Source organism: Kitasatospora sp. NPDC090308 (assembly GCF_044769485.1).
Lineage (GTDB): Bacteria > Actinomycetota > Actinomycetes > Streptomycetales > Streptomycetaceae > Kitasatospora > Kitasatospora fiedleri.
The window spans coordinates 81,812-104,418 of the sequence record NZ_JBIVXY010000004.1; the positions used below are offsets into that span (position 1 = coordinate 81,812).

General features: G+C 78.8%; 2 protein-coding genes. Both read left to right on the forward strand.

Annotation, left to right across the window (positions count from 1 at the left end; genetic code table 11):
* The first annotated feature begins 143 nt into the window (after positions 1–143).
* Entirely contained in the window at positions 144–14,891 is a 14,748-nt protein-coding gene (locus tag ACIQVD_RS10990; protein WP_402287884.1) for an amino acid adenylation domain-containing protein, read from the forward strand.
* The gene (locus ACIQVD_RS10995) at positions 14,888–22,585 is read left to right on the forward strand and encodes an amino acid adenylation domain-containing protein (RefSeq protein ID WP_402287886.1); all 7,698 of its coding nucleotides are present in this window, start codon (positions 14,888–14,890) and stop codon (positions 22,583–22,585) included. The genes ACIQVD_RS10990 and ACIQVD_RS10995 overlap by 4 nt, the downstream gene beginning before the upstream one ends.
* Positions 22,586–22,607 lie beyond the last annotated feature (22 nt).

A 22,607-nucleotide genomic window follows, 5' to 3' on the forward strand; every position in this document is an offset into this window, starting at 1 on the left:
CGGCGCCTTCCACGGGCCCGGCGGCAATCCCTCCCTTCAGTGGGAATTCACCCCGCGGACGCGCCCCGGCCGACCGCGCGCTCGACCGTGTCCGCGGTTCTTCCCATTCGTCGCTGGAAAACCTCACCGAAGGTGTCGTCGGCATGCCTGAATACCGTCCCGTCCCGTCGGACGAAACCGCCCCGGAACTCCTGGACCCGGAACTCCCGGACGCTGAACTCCCGGACTCCGAACTCCTGGAGCTGACCGCCGCGCAGCAGGGCGTGCGGTACGGCCAGCTGGTCGATCCGGACAGCCCGAAGTACAACATCGGCGAATGCCTGGAGATCCGCGGCGGGCTCGACGAGGAGCTGTTCGCCGAGGTAGCCGACCGGGTGTTCCACCAGTGCGACAGTCTGAACGCCGTGCTGGTCGAGCGGGACGGTGCGGTGCGCCAGCGGGTGGTCCGGTCCGGGGTGCCGCGGGCGCGGCTGCTGCGGGTGGACCTGAGCGGGACGGCCGATCCGGTGGCGGCGGCGGAGCGGTACATGGCCGGGGACATGGCCACCGTCGACGACGTCGAGGCGCCCACCCACCACTGGGCGCTGCTGCGGCTGGGCCCCGAGCTGCACTACTGGTACGTGCGCTACCACCACATCGCGGTGGACGGCCTCAGCGGCGCGGTGCTCGCCCGGACGGTCGCCGAGCTGTACACCGGGGCGGCGGCCGGGGCGGAGCCGGTGGTGGTGCCGGGGCCGGTCGGCGGGCCGCTGCGCGCGCTGGTGGAGGAGGAGGCGGCGTACCGGTCCTCGGAGCGGTACGCGGCGGACCGGGCGTACTGGGTCGGCCGGTTCGCCGACCGGGCCACCGACGGGAGCGGCGCGGGCGCGGGCACCCTGCTGCGCCGGCGCACCGACGGCGGCGGCGCGGACCGGTCGGACACCGGCGCGCCGGGCACCGGCGGAACGGACAACGGCGGGACGGGCACCGGCGGGGCGCTGCACACCGGCGAGACGCTGCCGCTGCCGGTGTTCGAGGGCCTGCGGCGGCTGGCCGCCGAGCACCGCACCACCTGGAGCGCGGTGCTGGTCGCGGCGCTCGCCGCGTACGCGGCCCGGGTGGCCGGGCGGCGGGAGGTCTGCCTGGGGCTGGCCTCGCACGGGCGTCCCGGCGGGTTCCGGGAGGCGGTGGGGATGACCGCCACCGTGCTGCCGCTGCCGCTGGCGGTGGAGCCGGGGACGACGGTGGGCGGCCTGGTGCGGGCGGTGGCGGCCGAGATGCGCGGCGCCCTGCGCCACCGGCGCTTCTCGCGCGAGCAGTTGGCCCGGGAGCTGAACCTGGCGGACGGCGGGTCGCGGCTGACCGACCTGGTGGTGAACGTCATGGGCTACGACTACGACCTGGACTTCGCGGGCAGCCGGGCCACCTCCCGGCTGCTGTCGATCGGCCCGGTGAACGACGTGTCGCTGTTCGTCTCCGAGCGGGCCGAGGGGACGGGTCCGCTGATCGGTTTCGACACCGATCCGGCGCTGTACCACCCCGAGGACGTGCGGCTGCACCAGCGGGCGGTGTCCGGTTTCCTGGCCGCGTTCGCCGGGGCGGACCCGGACGCCCCGGTGGACGGCCTGCCGCTGGTGGACGCGGCCCGGACCCGGGAGCTGGTCGAGCAGGGCCGGGGCGGGGCGCTGTCGCGGCGGGCGACGGACGGCCCGGCGGCGGACGGCCTGGCGGCGGCGTTCGCGGCCCGGGCCGGGGCCGCGCCGGACGCGCCGGCGGTGGTGGACGGCGCGCGGGTGCTGTCCTGCGCCGAACTGGACGGGCTGTCGGCCGGGTTGGCCGGGGCGCTGACCGGCTGGGGCCTGCGGGCCGAGGACGGGGTGGGCGTCCTGGTGGGGCGTTCGGCCGCGGTGGTGACGGCCTCGCTGGGCGTGGTGGGCGCGGGCGGGGTGTACGTGCCGATGGACCCGGCCTGGCCGGCCGAGCGGCTGGACCGGGTGGCCGAGGTGGGCCGGGTCCGGGCGCTGGTGGTGGACGGGGCGGCGGCCGGGCTGGACTGGGTGGCGGCGGCGGCCGGGCGGCTGCCGGTGCTGGTGGTGGACCGGGCGGGCGCGGTGCTGCGCGGCGGCCCGGAGCGGCCCGGCCCGCTGCCGGGGGCGGTGCCCGGCGGGCGGTTGGCGTACACGGTGTTCACCTCGGGCTCCACCGGCCTGCCCAAGGGCGTCGGGGTCAGCCACGCGGACGTGCTGGCGCTGGCGGCCGACGCGGCCTGGGCGGACGGCGCGGTGGACGCGGTGCTGATGCACTCGGCGTACGTCTTCGACGCCTCGACCTTCGAGATCTGGGCCCCGCTGCTGAACGGCGGCCGGGTGGTGGTGGCCGCCCCCGGGGTGCTGGACGCGCCCGGACTGCGGGCGGCGGTCGAGCGGGACGGGGTGGGCGCGCTCTTCCTGACCACCGCCCTGTTCAACGAGATCGCCCGGACCGACCCGGCGGCGTTCGCGGGCCTGCGGCTGGTGGCGGCGGGCGGCGAGGCGGCCGCCCCCGGCGTGCTGGGCCGGATCGCCGCGGCCGCGCCGGACACCGCGGTGCTGCACGTGTACGGGCCGACCGAGACCACCACCTTCGCCACCCGGCACCGGGTGCGCCCCGGCGCGTCCGGGGTGCCGCCGATCGGCCGGGCCCTGGACGGCGTGCGGCTGTACGTGCTGGACGCGGCGCTGCGCCCCGTCCCGCCCGGCGTGGTGGGCGAGCTGTACGTGGGCGGGGCGGGGGTGGCCCGCGGCTACCTGGGCCGCCCGGGCCTGACCGCCGGGCGGTTCGTCGCCGACCCGTTCGCGGCGGGCGGTGAGCGGATGTACCGCACCGGCGACCTGGTGCGCTGGACGGCGGACGGGGATGTCGACTACGTGGGGCGGGCCGACGGGCAGGTGAAGCTGCGCGGGTTCCGGATCGAGCCCGCCGAGGTGGAGAACGCGCTGCTGGCCCGCCCGGGCGTCCGGGACGCGCGGGTGCTGGTGCGCGAGGACGTGCCGGGCAACCCGCGGCTGGTCGCGTACGTGGTGCCGGAGCCCGGGGCGCGGGTGGAGGGTCCGGCGCTGGCCCGGGCGCTGGGCCGGGTGCTGCCCGCGTACACGGTGCCGGGCGCGTTCGTGCTGCTGGACGCGCTGCCGCTGAACGCCAACGGCAAGGTGGACCGGCGGGCGCTGCCCGCGCCGCCGACCGCCGTCGCCGAGGGGCCCGCGCCGCGCACCGCGTACGAGGAGGTGCTGGCGGGGCTGTTCGCGGACGTGCTGGGGCTGCCCTCGGTGGGCGTGGACGACGACTTCTTCGCGCTGGGCGGCCACTCGCTGCTGGCCACCCGGCTGGCGGCCCGGGTCCGGGCGGCGACCGGCGCGGAGCTGGAGCTGCGCGAGGTGTTCGCGCACCCGACGGTGGCCGAGCTGGCGGCCGTGCTGGGCCCGGCGGGGGCGGCGCGGCCCGCGCTGGTGGCGGCGGAGCGGCCCGACCCGCTGCCGCTGTCCTTCGCGCAGCGGCGGCTGTGGTTCCTCAACCGGGTCGAGGGCGCGGGGGACGTCTACAACGTGCCGCTGGTGCTGGCCCTGGACGGCCCGCTGGACCCGGCGGCGCTGGGCGGCGCGCTGGACGACGTGCTGGCCCGGCACGAGAGCCTGCGCACGGTGCTCGCCGAGCGCGACGGCGTGCCGCAGCAGCTGGTGCTGGCACCGGCGGACGCGGCGGCGCGGGTGCCGCTGGAGGTCGAGCGGGCCCCGGCGGGCGACCGCACTGATGACGGCGCGGGCGATGACGCCTGGGTGGCGGACGCGGTGCGGCGGCTGGCCGCCGCGCCCTTCGACCTGACCGCGGACCTGCCGGTGCGAGCCAGGCTGCTGCGCACCGGCCCCGAGCGGCACGTGCTGGTGCTGGTGCTGCACCACGTGGGCGCCGACGGCTGGTCGCTGGCCCCGCTGTGCCGGGACCTCGCCGCCGCCTACCGGGCCCGGACCACCGGCGGCGGCGCGCCCGACTGGCCGGCGCTGCGCGTCCAGTACGCCGACTACGCGCTCTGGCAGCGCGAGCTGCTGGGCGCGGACGGCGATCCCGAGTCGCTGGCGGCGCGTCAGCTGGCGTTCTGGCGCGGGGCGCTGGCGGGCCTGCCGGGGCCGGTCGAGCTGCCCCGGGACCGCCCCCGCCCGGCCGTCCCCGGCCACCGGGGCGGCGCGGTGCCGTTCGAGCTGCCCGCCGGGGCGTACGGGCGGGTGGTGCGGCTGGCCCGGGAGAGCGGCTGCACGCCGTTCATGGTGCTGCACGCGGCGCTCGCGGTGACCCTGCACGCGCACGGCGCGGGCACCGACGTCCCGCTGGGCACGGCGCTGGCCGGGCGCACCGACGAGGCGCTGGACGAGCTGGTGGGCTTCTTCGTCAACACCGTGGTGCTGCGCACCGACCTGTCCGGCGACCCGACCTTCCGTGAACTGCTGGGCCGGGTGCGGGAGTTCGACCTGGCCGCGTTCGGCCACGCGGACCTGCCGTTCGAGCGGCTGGTCGAGGAGCTGAACCCGGACCGCTCCGGCGGCCACCACCCGCTGTTCCAGACCATGCTGGTGCTGCAGAACCAGCGGGCGGCCGGACTCGACCTGCCCGGCGTCACCGTGCGGGACCTGTCCGGTCCGCCGACCACCAGCAAGTTCGACCTGACCTTCTCGCTGGCCGAGGTCGCCGGGGCCGTCGAAGCCGCCGGGGACACCGGGGCCGCCGGGGACACCGATGCCGCGAGAACCGCCGACTCCGACACCGTGGACACGGGCGCGGGCCCGGACGGCTCCGGTGCCGTCCGGCTGGGCGGGTACCTGGAGTACGCCACCGAGCTGTTCGACCCGGGCACGGCGCGCGCGCTCGCGGACCGGTTCGCCCGGGTGCTGGCCCTGGCCGCGGCCGACCCCGACCGGAGCGTCGGGGAGCTCGACCCGCTGACCCCGGGCGAGCGGGCCCGGCTGCTGGCCGACGGGCGCGGCGAGCAGCGCCCGCTGCCGACCGCGAACGTGGCGGAGCAGGTCGCCCGGTGGGCCGCCCGCACCCCGGACGCGCCCGCCGTGCGGGACGGGCGCACCCGGCTGAGCTACGCCGAGCTGGACGCCCGGGCCGACGCGCTGGCGGCGGTGCTGCGCGGGCGCGGAGCGGGCCCGGGGGCGCTGGTGGCGCTGGCCGCGGCGCCGTCGGCGGCGACCGTGGTCGCCATGCTGGCCGTGCTGCGGGCGGGCGCCGCCTACCTGCCGGTCGACCCCGGGTACCCGCCCGCGCGCATTCGGCAGATGCTGGCGGACGCCCGGCCCGCGCTGCTGCTCACCGGCCCGGGTCTCCCGGCCGGGAGCCTGCCGGCGGACGCGGCCGGGGTGCCCCGGCTGGCGCTGGACGAGCCGCTGCCGCCCGTCCCGGCGGGCCCCGGCGGCGAGGGGGGCGGGGAGCCGGCCGGTCCGGCGGAGGCCGCGTACGTGATCTACACCTCCGGGTCGACCGGCCGTCCCAAGGGCGTGGTCGTCCCGCACCTGGCGCTGGCCAACCACATGGCCTGGATGGCCCGCCACCTGGGGCTGACCCCGGACGACCGGGTGCTGGCCCGCACCTCCACCAGCTTCGACGCCTCGGTGTGGGAGCTGTGGCTGCCGCTGACCTGCGGCGCGGAGGTGTGCGTGGCCCCGGCGGAGGCCAACCGGGAGCCGCGCGAGCTGCTGGACTGGATGCGCCGCTTCGACGTCACGGTGGCCCAGTTCGTGCCCTCGCACCTCGCGCTGGTGCTCGCCGAAGACGAGGTCGAGGTCGAGGTCGAGGTCGAGAGCGAAGTCAAGGGCGAGGTCAAGGGCGAGGGCGAGGGCGCCGTCCCGGCGGGGGCCGCGGCGAACGGCGGCGGGCCCGGGCTGCCGCCGGGCGGGCTGCGGGCGGTGCTGTGCGGCGGGGAGGTGCTCCCCCGCGCGCTGGCCGAGGCGGTCGGGGAGCGCTGGGGCGCGGCGGTGCACAACCTGTACGGCCCGACCGAGGCGACCATCGACGCCACCGCGCACCGGGTGGCGGGGCCGGTGGCGGGCGCCGCGGTGCCGATCGGGCGCCCGGTGGACGGGATGCGGGCGTACGTGCTGGACGGGCGGCTGCGGCCGGTGCCGGCGGGCGTGGCCGGGGAGCTGTACCTGGCGGGGGCCAACCTGGCCCGCGGGTACCTGGGCCGCCCGGGGCTGACCGCCGAGCGCTTCGTGGCGGACCCGTTCGCGGCGGACGGGGAGCGGATGTACCGCACCGGGGACCTGGTGCGGTGGGGCTCCGACGGGCTGCTGCACTACCTGGCGCGGGCCGACGACCAGGTGAAGCTGCGCGGGTTCCGGATCGAGCCGGGCGAGGTGGCGGCGGCGCTGCTGGCGCTGCCGGGGGTGTCGGCGGCCTGCGCGGTGGTCCGGGAGGACGTGCCGGGCCGGGCCCGGCTGGTGGGCTACGCGGTCGCGCCGGGCGCGGCGGCGGGCGCGCTGCGGGCGGCGCTGGCCGGGGTGCTGCCGGGGCACCTGGTGCCGGAGGCGGTGGTGGTGCTGGCGGCGCTGCCGCTGCTGCCCAACGGGAAGGTGGACCGGGCCGCGCTGCCGGTGCCCGCGGACGGCGGCGGGGCCGCCGGGCCGGGCCGGGCGCCGCGCACGGTGCGCGAGGAGCTGGTCGCCGGGATCTTCGCCGAGGTGCTGGAGCGGGCGGAGGTCGGTCCGGAGGAGAGCTTCTTCGAGCTGGGCGGGCACTCGCTGCTGGCGATGCGGGTGGTGGGCCGGGTGCGGTCGGTGCTGGGCGCGGACCTCGCGGTGCGCACCCTGTTCGAGCACCCGACGGCGGCCGGGCTGGCCCGCGTCCTGGAGCCGGGGGCGGCGCGGCGGCCGGTGGTGCGGGCGGTGGAGCGGCCCGATCCGGTGCCGCTGTCCTTCGCGCAGAGCCGGCTGTGGTTCCTGAACCGGATGGAGGGGCCGGGTTCGGCCTACAACCTGCCGCTGGTGCTGGAGCTGCGCGGCGCGCTGGACCCGGCGGCGCTGGGGCTGGCGCTGGCGGACGTGGTGGAGCGGCACGAGTCGCTGCGCACGGTGTTCCCGGAGCGGGACGGGGTGCCGCACCAGGTGGTGCTGGACGCCGCGGCGGCGGTGCCGCGCCCGGTGGTGGAGAGCACCGCGCCCAAGGACCTGGAGGCGGCGGTGCTGGCGGCCGTCGGCGAGCCGTTCGACGTGCTGGTGGACCCGCCGCTGCGGGTGCGGCTGCTGCGGGCGGCGCCGGAGCACCACGTGCTGGTGCTGGTGCTGCACCACATCGCCGGGGACGGCTGGTCGCTGGGCCCGCTGGTGCGGGACCTGGGCGCGGCGTACCGGGCCCGGCTGGCGGGGGACGGCCCGGCCCGGGCGTCCGGGGCGCCCGCGTTGCAGTACGCGGACTACGCGCTGTGGCAGCGCGAGCTGCTGCGCGAGGACGGGGCGCTGCTGCGCGAGCAGGTGGCGCACTGGCGCGGGGCGCTGGCGGGGCTGCCGGGGCTGGTCGCGCTGCCGTGGGACCGGCCGCGTCCGGCGGTGGCGGACCCGCGCGGCGCGGTGGTGGAGTTCGAGGTGTCCCCGGCGCTGCACGCGGCGCTGCTGGGGCTGGCCCGGTCCACCGGCGGGACGCTGTTCATGGTGCTGCGGGCGGCGGTGGCGGCGCTGTTGCACCGGCACGGGGCGGGCGAGGACGTGCCGCTGGGGGCGCCGGTGGCGGGGCGCACCGACGAGGCGCTGGCGGACCTGGTGGGGTTCTTCGTCAACACGCTGGTGCTGCGCACCGACCTGTCCGGCGACCCGACCTTCCGTGAACTGCTGGGCCGGGTCCGGGAGTTCGACCTGGCGGCGTACGCCCACCAGGACGTGCCGTTCGAGCGGCTGGTGGAGGAGCTCAACCCGGTGCGGGCCCGGGACCACCACCCGCTGTTCCAGACCGTGGTGGTGCTGCAGAACCAGCGGGCGGCCCGGCCGGAGCTGCCGGGCCTGGCGGTGGAGCAGCGGCTGGTGCACAACGGGCTGAGCAAGTTCGACCTGACCTTCTCCTTCGCCGAGGACACCGGGGACACCGGGGACGCCGCGGACGCCGGAGGAACCGGGGGAACCGGGGCCGGGGCGGGTGCCGGGGCGGGCGGGCTGACCGCGGGCCTGGAGTACGCCACCGCGCTGTTCGACCGCTCCACCGCCGAGGCGCTGGCGGCCCGGCTGGTGCGGCTGCTGGAGCGGGTGGTGGCCGAGCCGGACCGCCGGCTGTCGGGCCACCGGCTGCTGACGGCGGAGGAGCAGCTGCGGCTGACCCGCTGGGGCACCGCGCGGGAGCTGCCCGCCGGCCCGGACGCCGCGGTCGCGGGCACCCTGCCCGCGCTGTTCGAGCGGCAGCTGCGGCGCGCGCCGGGCGCGGTGGCGGTGGTGGACGGCGAGGAGGCGCTGTCCTACGCCGGGCTGGACCGGCTGTCGGCCGAGCTGGCCGGGGTGCTGGGCGGGCACGGGGTGGGCCCGGAGGACCGGGTGGGCGTGCTGCTGGGCCGGTCGGCGGCGCAGGTGACGGCCTCGCTGGGCGCGGTGCGGGCGGGAGCGGCGTACGTGCCGCTGGACGCGCGCTGGCCGGTCGAGCGGCTGGACCGGGTCGCGGAGGTGGCCCGGCCGCGGCTGCTGCTGGTGGACGAGGAGGGGGCCGGGTCGCCGTGGGTGGCGGGCCTGGGCCTGCCGGTGGTGGTGCTGGACCGGTGCGGCCGGGTGCTGCGCGGCGCGCCGCCGCGCCCGGGGCGGCCGGTCCCGGCGGTGGGTCCGGAGGCGCTGGCGTACGTGATGTTCACCTCGGGCTCCACCGGCCTGCCCAAGGGCGTCGGGGTGGCGCACGCCGACGTGGCGGCGCTGGCGGCCGACGCGGCCTGGGCGGACGGCGCGGTGGACGCGGTGCTGATGCACTCGGCGTACGTCTTCGACGCCTCGACCTTCGAGATCTGGACGCCGCTGCTGAACGGCGGCCGGGTGGTGGTGGCGCCGGGCGGGCTGCTGGAGGCCCGGACGCTGGACGTGGCGGTGCACGAGCGGGGGGTGACGGCGGTGTTCCTGACCACCGCCCTGTTCAACGTGGTCGCCGAGACCGACCCGGGCGCGTTCGCGGGCCTGCGGGTGGTGTGCGCGGGCGGGGAGCTGGCCTCGCCGGACGCGATGCAGCGGGTCGCGGCGACCGCGCCGGACACCGCGGTGCTGCACGTGTACGGGCCGACCGAGACCACCACCTTCGCCACCCGCCACCGGGTCTCCCCCGACCTGCCGCCGGGCCCGCCGCCGATCGGCCGGCCGCTGGACGGCATGCGGCTGTACGTGCTGGACGGCGCGCTGAACCGGGTCGCGCCGGGCGTGGTGGGCGAGCTGTACCTGGCGGGCCGGGGCGTGGCGCGCGGCTACCTGGGGCGGCCGGGGGCGAGCGCCGAGCGCTTCGTGGCGGACCCGTTCGCGGCGGACGGCTCGCGGATGTACCGCACCGGCGACCTGGTGCGCTGGACGGCGGACGGGGAGGTGGCGTACGTCGCCCGGGCCGACGGGCAGGTGAAGCTGCGCGGCTACCGGGTGGAGCCGGGCGAGATCGAGGGCGTGCTGGCGGCGCTGCCGGAGGTCGCCGACGCGTTCGTGCTGGTGCGCGAGGACGTGCCGGGCGACCGGCGGCTGGTGGCGTACGTCGTCCCGGCGGCCGGGGCCGCGCCGCGGCCGGAGGAGCTGGCCGCGGCGGTGGGCCGGGTGCTGCCCGGGTACATGGTGCCCGCGGCGGTGGTGCTGCTGGCGGCGTTCCCGCTGAACCCGAACGGGAAGGTGGACCGGGCGGCGCTGCCGGTGCCCGGGGACGGGGACGGCGGGGCCGCCGGGCCGGGCCGGGCGCCGCGCACGGCCCGCGAGGAGCTGGTGTGCGGGCTGTTCGCGGACCTGCTGGGCCGGGCCTCGGTCGGCGCCGACGAGGACTTCTTCGCGCTGGGCGGCCACTCGCTGCTGGCCACCCGGCTGGCGGCCCGGCTGCGGGCGGCGCTCGACGTGGACACCGAGGTGCGCACGGTCTTCGAGCACCCGACCCCGGCGGGGCTGGCGGCGGCGCTGGACGGCGGCCGGGCCGCCCGGCCCCGGCTGGAGCGGGCGGCGCACCGGCCCGACCCGCTGCCGCTGTCGTACGCGCAGCAGCGGCTGTGGTTCCTGCACCGCTTCGAGGGGCCGAGCGCGACGTACAACGTGCCGCTGGTGCTGCGCCTGGACGGGCCGCTGGACGCGGCGGCGCTGGGCCTGGCGCTGGCGGACGTGGTGGAGCGGCACGAGTCGCTGCGGACGGTCTTCCCGGAGGCGGGGGGCGTGCCGGGCCAGCTGGTGCTGGACGCGGCCGGCGCGGACCTGGACCTGACGCCGCGCGAGGTGGACCCGGCGCTGCTGGCGGCGGTGCTGGCGGCCGAGACGGCGTACGCCTTCGACGTGGCGGTGGAGCGCCCGGTGCGGGCCCGGCTGCTGCGGCTGGGGCCGGACGCGCACGTGCTGGTGCTGCTGGTGCACCACATCGCGGGCGACGGCTGGTCGCTGGCGCCGCTGGCCCGGGACCTGGGCGCGGCGTACCGGGCCCGGTCGGCGGGGCGGGCGCCGGGCTGGGCCGAACTGCCGGTGCAGTACGCGGACTACGCGCTGTGGCAGCGCGGGCTGCTGGGCGACGAGGGCGATCCGGCGGGGCTGGCGGCCCGTCAGCTGGCGTTCTGGGAGGAGGCGCTGGCGGGCCTGCCGGACGTGCTGGAGCTGCCGTTGGACCGGCCGCGCCCGGCGGTGGCCTCGCACCGGGGCGACGCGTTCGCCTTCCCGGTGGACGCCGACACCCACCGGGCGCTGGACGCGCTGGCCCGCTCGCGCGGCTGCAGCCTGTTCATGGTGCTCCAGGGGGCGCTGGCGGTGCTGCTGTCCCGGCACGGCGGCGGCGAGGACGTCGCGCTGGGCACGCCGGTGGCGGGGCGCACCGACGAGGCGCTGGACGAGCTGGTGGGCTTCTTCGTCAACACGCTGGTGCTGCGCACCGACCTGTCCGGCGACCCGACGTTCGAGCAGGTCCTGGACCGGGTGCGGGAGTTCGACCTGGCGGCGTACGCGCACCAGGACGTGCCGTTCGAGCGGCTGGTGGACGCGCTGGCGCCGGAGCGGACCGAGAGCCGCCACCCGCTGTTCCAGGTGATGCTGGCGCTGCAGAACAACGCCGGGGCGGACCTGGACCTGCCGGGCCTGGCGGTGGCGCAGCAGCCGGTGCGCACCGGGATCAGCAAGTTCGACCTGACCTTCACCTTCGCCGAGCGCCGGGACGGGCGGGGCCGCCCGCTGGGGCTGGAGGGGTCGCTGGAGTTCGCCGCGGACCTGTTCGAGCCGGGGACGGCGCGGGCGCTGGCGGACCGGCTGGTGCGGCTGCTGGCCGTGCTGGCGGCCGACCCGGGGCTGCGGGTGCGGTCGGTGCCGGTGCTGGACGGCGCGGAGCGGGCGGCGCTGGCCGCGGCGGGCCGCGGCCCGGTGCGGGCGGTGGCGGAGCGGACGGCGCCGGAGGCGTTCCGCGCCCGGTGCGCCCGCACCCCGGACGCGCTCGCGGTGCGGGACGGCGGCGCGGGCCTGACCTTCGCGGAGCTGGACGCGGGCTCGGACGCGCTGGCCCGGCGGCTGCGCGGGCGCGGGGTCGGGCGCGGGGACGTGGTGGCGCTGGCGATGCCGGGCACCGCGGAGCAGGTGGTGGCGATGCTGGCGGTCGCGAAGGCGGGCGCGGCCTGGCTGCCGCTGGACCCGCAGTACCCGGCGGCCCGGCTGCGCTTCGTCGTGGAGGACGCCCGGCCGGTGCTGCTGCTGGCCCCGGCGCGGGCGCTGGCGGCGCTGCCGGAACTGCCGGTGCCGGTGCTGGCGCTGGACGACGACGGGGACGGGGACGGGGAGCCGGGCGCACCGGAGTCGCCGGACGTGCCGCTGGTGGACCCGGCGCCGCTGGACGCCGCGTACGTGATCCACACCTCGGGCTCCACCGGCCGTCCCAAGGGCGTGGTGGTCACCCACGCGGGGCTGGTCAACCACATGGCCTGGCTGGCCGGGCACCTGGAGCTGACCCCGGACGACCGGGTGCTGGCCCGGACCTCGCCGAGCTTCGACGCCTCGGTGTGGGAGACCTGGCTGCCGCTGCTGCACGGCGGCGCGACCTGCCCGGTGCCGCCGGAGCTGAACCACGACCCGGTGGGGCTGCTGGGACGGATGCGCGCCGAGGGCGTGACGGTCGCCCAGTTCGTGCCCTCGCTGCTGGCGCTGGTGCTGGGCGAGACCGAGCGGGAGCCGGCCCCGGCCGCGCTGCGGGCGGTGCTGTGCGGCGGCGAGCCGCTGACCGGGGCGCTGGCCGCGCGGGCCGAGCGGGCCTGGGGCGTGGCGGTGCACAACCTGTACGGGCCGACCGAGGCGACCATCGACGCCACCGCGCACCGCTGGCGGCCGGCCGCAGACGGGGCGGACGCGGCGGTGCCGATCGGGCGCCCGGTGGACAACCTGCGCGCGTACGTGCTGGACGACGCGCTGGGGCCGGTGCCGCCGGGGGCGGTGGGCGAGCTGTACCTGGCGGGCGCGGGCCTGGCCCGCGGCTACCTGGGGCGGGCGGCGCTGACCGCGTCCCGGTTCGTCGCGGACCCGTTCGCGGCGGACGGGACCCGGATGTACCGCACCGGGGACCTGGTGCGGCGCGGCGCGGACGGGCTGCTGCGCTACCTGGGCCGGGGCGACGACCAGGTGAAGCTGCACGGCCTGCGGATCGAGCCCGGGGAGGTGGAGGCGGCGCTGACCTCGCTGCCGGGCGTGGGCGCGGCCTGCGTGCTGGTCCGGGCGGAGCGGCTGGTGGCCTACCTGGTGCCCGCGGCGGACGGCGGCGCGCTGCCGCCGGACGCGGAGCTGCGGGCCGGGCTGTCGGAGCTGCTGCCGTCCGGGCTGGTGCCGGCGGTGTTCGTCCGGCTGGCGGCGCTGCCGCTGCTGCCCAGCGGCAAGGCGGACCGGCGGGCGCTGCCCGACCCGCCGCGGCCCGGGGCGGCGGCCGGCGGCGGCGCGGGGCGGCCGGCGGACGGGCCGGAGCGGGTGCTGTGCGAGGTGTTCGCGGGGGTGCTGCGGGTGCCGGAGGTCGGGCCGGAGGAGGACTTCTTCGCGCTGGGCGGGGACAGCATCCTGTCGATCCAGCTGGTCAGCCGGGCCCGCGAGGCGGGGCTGCGGATCACCCCGCGCGACGTGTTCCTGCACCGCACCCCGCAGGCGGTGGCGGCGGTGGCCCGGCCAGCCGAGGAGGCCCCCGCGGCGGCGGCCGAGGACGGGACGGGCACCATGCCGCCGACCCCGATCGCGGCCTGGTTCCTGGACCGGCCGGGCCCCACCGACGGCTACCACCAGTCCGCGGTGCTGCGCACCCCGGCCGGGGCGGACCGGGAGCGGCTGGCGGCGGCGCTCCAGTTGCTGGTCGACCACCACGACATGCTGCGGGTCCGGGTGACCCGGGCCGCGGACGGCTCGGCGGCGCTGGAGGCGCTGCCGCGCGGGGCGGTGCCGGTCGCGCCGCGGCTGGTGCGGCTGGACGTCGCGGGGCTGGGCGAGCGGGAGGTGCGCGCCGCGCTGGCCGCCGAGGGCGAACGGGCCCGGGGGCGGCTGCGGCCGGCCCACGGCGGGGTGCTGGAGGCGGTGTGGTGCGACGCCGGGCCGGAGGTGCGCGGGCGGCTGCTGCTGCTGGTGCACCACCTGGCGGTGGACGCGGTGTCCTGGCGAATCCTGGTCGAGGACCTGGCGACCGCCTGGCGGGCGGTGTCCGACCCGGCGCTCGCCGGGGTGCCGGGTGCGGTGTCCGGTGGGGTCGCGCCGGGCGGCGCGGTGCTGCCGGCGGTGGGCACCTCGTACCGAGCCTGGGCCCGGCTGCTGGCCGCGCAGGGCGCGAGCGGCGCCCGGGCGGGCGAGCTGCCGCTCTGGGAGGCGGTGGCGCGGGCCGACGACCCGCCGCTGGGGGTGCGTCCGCTGGACCCGGCCCGGGACACGGCGGGCCGGACCAGGTCGCTGACCACCCGTCCGGCGTCCGACCGCACCGGGGAGCTGCTGACCAGCGCGCCGCAGGCGTTCCACGCCGGGGTGGACGACGTGCTGCTGACGGCGCTGGCGCTGGCGGTGCGCTCCTGGCGGGCCGGGCGGGCCGGGGACGACGGGCGGGCGGGGGTGCTGGTGGACCTGGAGAGCCACGGGCGCGAGCAGCTCGCCGAGGGCCTGGACCTGTCGCGCACGGTGGGCTGGTTCACCAGCCTGTACCCGGTGCTGCTGGACCCGGGTCCGCTGGACCCGCGGGTGCCGGGCCGGTTCGACGCGGGCCTGGTGGACCGGGCGGTGAAGAACGTCAAGGAGCAGCTGCGGGCGGTGCCCGACCACGGCGTCGGGTACGGCGTGCTGCGGCACCTGGACCCGGCCGCCCGGGAGCTGCTGGCCGGCGGCGCCGAGCCGCGGATCGGCTTCAACTACCTGGGCCGCCACCCGGCGCCCGGGGCCGGCCCGGAGGCGGACTGGGAGGTGCTGCCCGAGGGCGGCGCGCCGGCCCCGGCGGACCCGGCGATGCCGGTGCACCACGTGCTGGACATCAACGCGCACACCGAGGACGGGCCCGCCGGCCCGCGCCTGACGGCCCGCTGGACCTGGGCCGCCGACCTGCTCGACGAGGCGGACGTGGCGGCGCTCGCCGACGCCTTCGACCGGGCGCTGCGGGCGATCGCGGAGCACTCCGCGCAGCCCGACGCGGGCGGCTGGACGCCGTCCGACCTTCCCCTGGTCTCGCTGGACCAGGCCCAACTCGACCGACTGCAGACCAAGTGGGGTGGACGCGCATGACCGGGTTCCAGTTGGAGGACGTACTGCCGCTGACGCCGTTGCAGGCGGGCATGCTCTTCCACGCGCTGTACGACGCCGAGGCGGTGGACGTCTACACCTCGCAGTTCGTGCTGGCCCTGGAGGGCGAGGTCGACCCGGCCGCGCTGCGGGCCGCGCTGGGCGCGCTGCTGCGCCGGCACGCCAACCTGCGGGTGGGGTTCCTGCACGAGGACCTGGACCAGCCGGTGCAGGCGGTGGCGGCCGAGGTGCCGGTGCCGCTGCACGTGGCGGACCTGGCCGCCGCGGCGGACGGCGCGGCGGACGCAGCGGGGGACGGCGCGGCGGGCGGCGCGGCGGTCGAGGAGCGGCTGCGGGAGTTCCTGGCCGCCGACCGGGTGCGGCGCTTCGACCTGGCCTCGCCGCCGCTGATGCGCTTCGCGCTGCTGCGCACCGGCCCGGCCCGGTACCGGCTGGTGATCACCAGTCACCACATCCTGCTGGACGGCTGGTCGGTGCCGCTGCTGCTGCGCGAGCTGTTCGAGCTGTACGGGAGCGGGGGCGACGCCGCCGGGCTGCCCCGGGTCGCCCCGTACCGCTCCTACCTGGCCTGGCTGGCCGGGCAGGACCGGGGCGCGGCGCTGGACGCCTGGCGGGGCGCGCTGGCCGGGGTGGAGGCGCCGACGCTGCTGGCGGGGCGGGCGGCGGCCCGGGCGGCGCACGCGGGCGAGCTGCCCGAGACGCTGGTGCTGGAGCTGGACGAGGCGGCCACCGAGCGGCTGCGGGTCACCGCCCGGGCGCACCGGCTGACCCTGAACACGCTGGTGCAGGGCGCCTGGGTGCTGCTGCTGGCGGGGCTGACCGGCCGGTCGGACGTGCTGTTCGGGACGACGGTGTCGGGCCGGCCGCCGGAGCTGCCCGGGGTCGAGTCGATGATCGGCCTGTTCATCAACACGGTGCCGGTGCGGCTGGCGGTGCGGCCGGGCGAGGGCCTGGCCGCGCTGCTGGCCCGGTTGCAGGACGAGCAGGGCGCGCTGCTGGGCAGCCAGCACGTCGGGCTGACCGACATCGGGGCGACCACCGGCCTGGACACCCTGTTCGACACCCTGCTGGTGTTCGAGAACTACCCGCTGGACCAGGAGGGCCTGCGGGCCGCCGGGCGGGCGCTGCCGGGCCTGGCCGTGACCGGCATGGCGGGCAGCGACGCCGCGCACTACCCGCTGACCCTGACGGTGGCGCCGGGCCGGACGCTGCGGATCACCTTCGCCTTCCGCCCCTCGGTGCTGGAGCGGCCGTGGGCGGAGCGCACGGTGGACCGGCTGCGCGGGCTGCTGGAGCGGCTGGGCGCGGGCCTGACGGGGCGGGCCGACGCGGTGCCGGTGCTGCTGGCGGGCGAGCGGGAGGAGCTGCTGGCGCGGGGCGCGGGGGCGGCGCTGCCCGCCGACGTCGCGGGCACCGACCTGGCGGCGGTGGTGGCCCGGTGGGCCGCCGAGCGGCCGGAGGCACCGGCGGTGACCGGGGCGGTCGAGCGGCTGACCTACCGCCGGCTCGCCGACCTGTCGGACCGGTTGGCGGGTGCGCTGACCGGGCTGGGGGCGGCCCCCGAGGAGGGCGTGGGCCTGCTGCTGGGCCGCTCGGCCGCGCAGGTCACCGCGCCGCTGGGGGTGCTGCGGGCGGGCGCGGCGTACGTGCCGCTGGACCCGCGCTGGCCGGTCGAGCGGCTGGCCGCGGTCGCCGCGGCGGCGGCCCCCCGGCTGCTGGTGGTGGACGCCGCGAACGCCGGGCACCCGTGGGTGCGGGCGCTGGGGCCCGGGGTGCGGGTGCTGACCGTGGACGGCGCGGGCCGGGTGCTGGCCGGGGCGCCGCCGGTGCCCGGTCCGCTGCCCGCCCCGGCGGGCGGGCGGCGGCTGGCGTACGTGATGTTCACCTCCGGCTCGACCGGCCGGCCCAAGGCGGTGGGCGTCACGCACGCGGACGTGGCCGCGCTGGCCGCCGACCGGGCCTGGGACGGGGACGGCGCGGGCGAGGCGGTGCTGCTGCACTCGGCGTACGTCTTCGACGCGGCGACCTTCGAGCTGTGGGTGCCGCTGCTGCGCGGCGGCCGGGTGGTGGCGGCGCCGGAGGGCGTGCTGCAGCCGGCGGCGCTGCGGGAGGCGGTGGCCCGGGACGGGGTGCGGGCGGCGTTCCTGACCACGGCGCTGTTCAACGTGGTCGCCGAGACCGACCCGGCGGCGCTGGGCCTGCTGCGGCTGGTGGCCTGCGGCGGCGAGGCGGCGGCGCCCGGGGTGCTCCAGCGGCTGGCGGCGGCGCACCCCGGCACCCGGGTGCTGAACGCGTACGGGCCCACCGAGGCCACCACCTTCGCCCTGCTGCACCGGGTGCCCGCCGAGGGCGCCCCGGCCGGGGTGCCGCCGGTCGGGCGGCCGCTGGACGGGGTGCGCGCCCTGGTGCTGGACGGCGCGCTGCGGCCGGTGCCGGAGGGCGCGGAGGGCGAGCTGTACCTGGCGGGGCCGGGCGTGGCGCGCGGCTACCTGGGGCAGCCGGGGCTGACCGCGGCCCGGTTCGTCGCCGACCCGTCGGGGGCGGCGGGCGCCCGGATGTACCGCACCGGCGACCTGGTGCGCCGGTGCGGTGACGGGGAGCTGGCGTACGTCGGGCGGGCCGACCAGCAGGTGAAGCTGCGCGGCCACCGGATCGAGCCGGGCGAGGTGGAGGCGGCGCTGCGCTCCCACCCGTCGGTGCGGGCGGCCTGCGTGCTGGTGCGCGAGGACCGGCCGGGCGACCGCGCGCTGGTGGCGTACGCCGTTCCGGCGGCGGGCCGCACCGCGGACCCGGCGGCGCTGGCCGGGTACCTGGGCGGCCGGCTGCCCGCGTTCCTGGTGCCCTCGGCCGTGGTGGTGCTGGAGGCGTTGCCGATGACCGCCAACGGCAAGCTGGACCGGGCGGCGCTGCCCGCGCCGGCCGCCGCCGCGCCGGTGGGCGGCCGGGCGCCGCTGGAGGGCCGGGAGGAGATCCTGGCCGGGCTGTTCGCCGAGACGCTGGGCCTGCCCCGGGTCGGCGCGGACGACAACTTCTTCGCGCTGGGCGGCAATTCGCTGCTGGCGACGCTGTTGGTGGGCCGGATCCGCTCCGCGCTGGGCACCGAGGCGCAGATCCGCACCCTGTTCGAGCACCCGACCGTCGCGGCGCTCGCCGCGGCGCTCCGGGACGCCGACGGCCCGGCCCGCCCGGCGCTGCGCCGCGGGCCCCGGCCGGAGCCGCTGCCGCTGTCTCCCGCCCAGCGGCGGCTGTGGTTCCTGCACCGCCTGGACGGCCCGTCCGCGACGTACCACGTGCCGTTCGCGGTGCGGCTGGACGGCCCGCTGGACGTGGACGCGCTGCGGCTGGCCTGCCACGACGCGGTCGACCGGCACGCCGTGCTGCGCACCGTCTTCCCGGCGGGCCCGGACGGGCCGGTGCAGCGGATCGTGCCGGCCGCCGAGGTGCGGCTGCCGTTCGCGGTGGAGGACGTCGAGCCGGGCAAGTGCGCCGACCGGATGGCCGCGGCGGTGGCCGAGCCGATCGACGTGGAGCGGGAGGCGCCGCTGCGGGTGGTGGTGCTGCGGCTGGCGGCCGACTCGCACGTGCTGGTGCTGGTGGTGCACCACATCGCCGCGGACGGCTCCTCGCTGGCGCCGCTCTTCCGCGACCTGGGCGCCGCCTACCGGGCCCGGCTGGCGGGCGCGGCCCCCGACTGGAGCCCGCTGCCGGTCGACTACGCCGACTACGCGCTGTGGCAGCGCGAGCTGCTGGGCGACGAGCACGACCCGGACAGCCCGCTGGCCCGGCAGCTGGCGTTCTGGCGCGGGGCGCTGGCCGGGCTGCCGGAGCGGGTCGAGCTGCCCTGCGACCGGCCGCGCCCGGCCGGGGCCGGGCACGACGGCGCCACCCACCACTTCGCGGTGGACGCCGCCACGGCCGGCCGGATCGCCGCGCTGGCCCGGGCCGGGCGGTGCAGCGAGTTCATGGTGCTGCAGGCCGCGCTGGCGCTGCTGCTGTCCCGGCACGGCGCGGGCGAGGACGTCCCGCTGGGCACCGCGGTGGCCGGGCGCACCGACGAGGCGACCGCCGGCCTGGTGGGCTTCTTCGTCAACACGCTGGTGCTGCGCACCGACCTGTCCGGCGACCCGACCTTCCGGGAACTCCTGGACCGGGTCAAGGAGTTCGACCTGGCCGCGTACGCCCACCAGGACGTCCCGTTCGAGCGGCTGGTGGAGCTGCTGAACCCGGCCCGGGCCGAGCACCACCCGCTGTTCCAGACCATGCTGGTGCTGCAGAACCACGCCCCCGCCGCGCCCGTCGAACTGCCCGGCCTGCGCGTCGACCCGGTGCCGCTGGACCTGGGCGCCAGCAAGTTCGACCTGTCCTTCACCTTCGCCGCGGACCCCGGCGGCACCGGGGGGCTGGCGGCCACCGTGGACTACGCGACCGCGCTGTTCGACGCCGACACCGTCCGGGCGCTGGCCGGGCGGCTGGTGCGGCTGCTGGGCGCCGTCACCGACGACCCGGGCCTGCCGCTGCACGCCTACCCGGTGCTTGACCCGGCCGAGCGGGCCCGCCTGGAGCGCTGGGGCACCGGTCCGCGGGCCGAACCGCCCGCCGCCTTCCCCGAACTGTTCGCCCGGCAGGTGCGCCGCACCCCCGACGCGCCCGCGGTCCGCGACCCGCGCACCACCCTGACCTACCGCGAACTCGACGCCCGCGCCGAGGCGCTGGCCCGGCGGCTGGCCGCCCGCGGCATCGGCCCGGAGGACCGGGTCGCCGTGGCGCTCCCCCGCGACGGCGGCCTGCCGGTGGCCCTGCTGGCCGTGCTCCGGGCCGGAGCCGCCTACCTGCCGCTGGACCCCGGCTACCCGGCGGCCCGGCTGGCGTACATGCTCGACGACGCCGCGCCGCGGCTGCTGCTCACCACGCCCGAGGTGCACCGGGGGCTGCCGGCGTCGGACGTGCCCCACCTGTACCTGGACGCGCCCGGCGAGGCGGGGGCGGACGCGTCCGCCGGGGCGTCGGGCCGGCTGCCGGTGGTGGACCCGGCGCACCCGGCGTACGTCATCTACACCTCCGGCTCCACCGGGCGGCCCAAGGGCGTGGTGGTCACCCACCGGGGCATCGCCGCGATGGCGGGCACCCAGCGGGAGCGGCTGGGGCTGACCGGGGCCGACCGGGTGCTGCAACTGGCGTCGGTGAGCTTCGACGCCGCGTTCTGGGAGCTGTGCATGGGCCTGCTGTCCGGCGCCTGCCTGGAGCTGGACGCCCGGGAGGCGCTGCTGCCCGGCCCGGCCCTGGCCGCCCGGGTCCGCGAGCACGGCATCACCCACCTGACCCTGCCCCCGGCAGCGCTCGCGGCGCTGCCCCCGGGGTCGCTGCCCGCCGGGACGACCCTGGTCCTGGCCGGGGAGACCTGCCCGCCCGCGCTGGCCCGCGCCTGGGCCGCCGAGCACCGCCTGGTCAACGCGTACGGGCCCACCGAGACCACGGTCTGCGCCACCATGAGCGGCTTCCAGGCCGCCGCGGGCGCGGCCGTCCCGGACCGGTCCGTGCCGATCGGCGTCCCCGTGGACGGCACCCGGGTACGCGTCCTGGACGCCCGGCTGGCCCCCGTCCCGCCGGGCGTGGTGGGCGAGCTGTACGTGGCCGGGGAGGGCCTGGCCCGCGGCTACCTGGGCCGTCCGGGCCTGACCGCCGCCCGCTTCGTGGCCGACCCGGCCGGGGCGCCGGGCGAACGGATGTACCGCACCGGCGACCTGGCCCGCTGGCGCCGCGACGGGCAGTTGGAGTACGTCGGCCGGGTCGACGAGCAGGTCAAGCTGCGCGGCTTCCGGATCGAGCCCGGCGAGGTCGAGGCGGCACTCACCGCGCTGCCGGGCGTCGCGGCCGCCTGCGTCGTGGTCCGCGAGGACCGGCCGGGCGACCGCCGACTGGTCGCGTACACCGTGGGCGGGCCGGACGGCCGGACGCCCCCGGACGCCGCGGAGCTGCGGGCCCGGCTGGCGGCCGTCCTGCCGGACCACCTGGTGCCCTCCGCGTACGTCGCCCTGGACGCGCTCCCGCTGACGCCCAACGGCAAGACCGACCGCCGGGCCCTGCCCGCCCCCGAGCACCCCCGGGGCACCGGCCGGGCGCCGCGCACCGAACGGGAGGCGGTCCTGTGCGAGGTGTTCGCCCAGACCCTCGGCCTGCCGGAGATCGGCCCCACGGACGACTTCTTCGCCTGCGGCGGCCACTCCCTGCTGGTGGTGTCCCTGGCCCAGCGGATCGAGGAACGCTGCGGCCGACGCCTCTCCCTGCGCGCCCTGTTCGCGGCCCCGACGGCGGAGGGCGTCGCCCGCCTGCTGGACGGGCCCGGGGCTGCGGCCTCGGTCGGGGCTGCGGCCGACGCGGCGGCCGACGCCGGGCCGGGGACCGGAACGCAGGCGGGAGCGGGGGCGGGAACAGGAGCGAGAACGAGAGCGGAGGCGGGGACGGGAACGGGAGCGGAGGCGGTGGACTGGGCGGCCGAGGTCCGGCTGGCCCCGGACATCACCGGGGCCGGAACGGCGGCGCGGGCGGGTGCCGCCGTGCCGTCCTCCGCCCGGCCGCTGTTGACGGGTGCCTCCGGTTTCCTCGGGGCGTTCCTGCTGCGCGACCTGATCGAGGCGACCGGCGGCCCGGTGGACTGCCTGGTGCGGGCCGAGGACGAGCGGGACGGGGCGCTGCGGCTGGAGCGGAACCTGCGCCGGTACGGCCTGTGGCAGGAGCGGTACCGGGAGCTGGTCCGTCCGGTGCCCGGGGATCTGGCCGCGCCCGGGCTCGGTCTCGACCCGGGGGCGCGCGCGGCGCTGCTGCGCCGGCTCGGGCCGATCGTGCACAACGGGGCCCGGGTCAACTTCGCGGCGGGCTACCGGGAGTTGCGGCCCGCGAACGTCGCGGGCACCGAGGAGCTGCTGCGGCTGCTGGCGGAGTCCCGCTCCCCCGGCCTGCACCACGTCTCGACCACCGGCGTGCACCCGCCGACGGGCGGCCCGGGCACCGTGACCGAGCACACCCCGGCCGGGCCGGTGGCGGCGCTGCCGGACGGCTACGCGCAGAGCAAGTGGGTGGCCGAGGGCCTGGTCGGGCTGGCCCGGGAGCGCGGGCTGCCGGTCACCGTGCACCGCCCCGGTCGGATCAGCGGCGACAGCGTGACCGGGGCCTGCCAGGACCGGGACCTGCTCTGGCAGTTGATCAAGGGCTGCCTCCAGGCGGGGGCGGTGCCCGACCTGCCGCCGGGCTCCACCGGCTGGGTACCGGTGGACTACGTCAGCGCGGCGATCACCGCGTTCGTCCTCGACGCCCCCGGCGGCGGCGGGACCTTCCACCTCACCCACCCCGAACCGCCGGACCTGGCACGGGTGTTCGCCGCCGCCGAGCACCTCGGCTACCGCCTGCGCACCATGCCCGCCGACCAGTGGCGAGCCGCCGTCGCGGCCCGCCACGACAACGCCGCCCAGCTCTTCCTCGGCGAGGACGGCAGCGGAGGCGGCGGCGCGGACGGCGGCGCGGAGCAGCCTGCGGAGGCCCGCCACTTCGACTCCCGCCGCACCACCGAGGCCGCGGCCCGCCTCGGCGTCCACCCGGCGCCGCTGACCGAGGAGGTGCTCGTCCGCTACCTCTCCTACTTCCGGGACACCGGCTTCCTCCCGGCCCCGGAGGCCCCCTGACACCCCGTCGGCCCGACCGGCC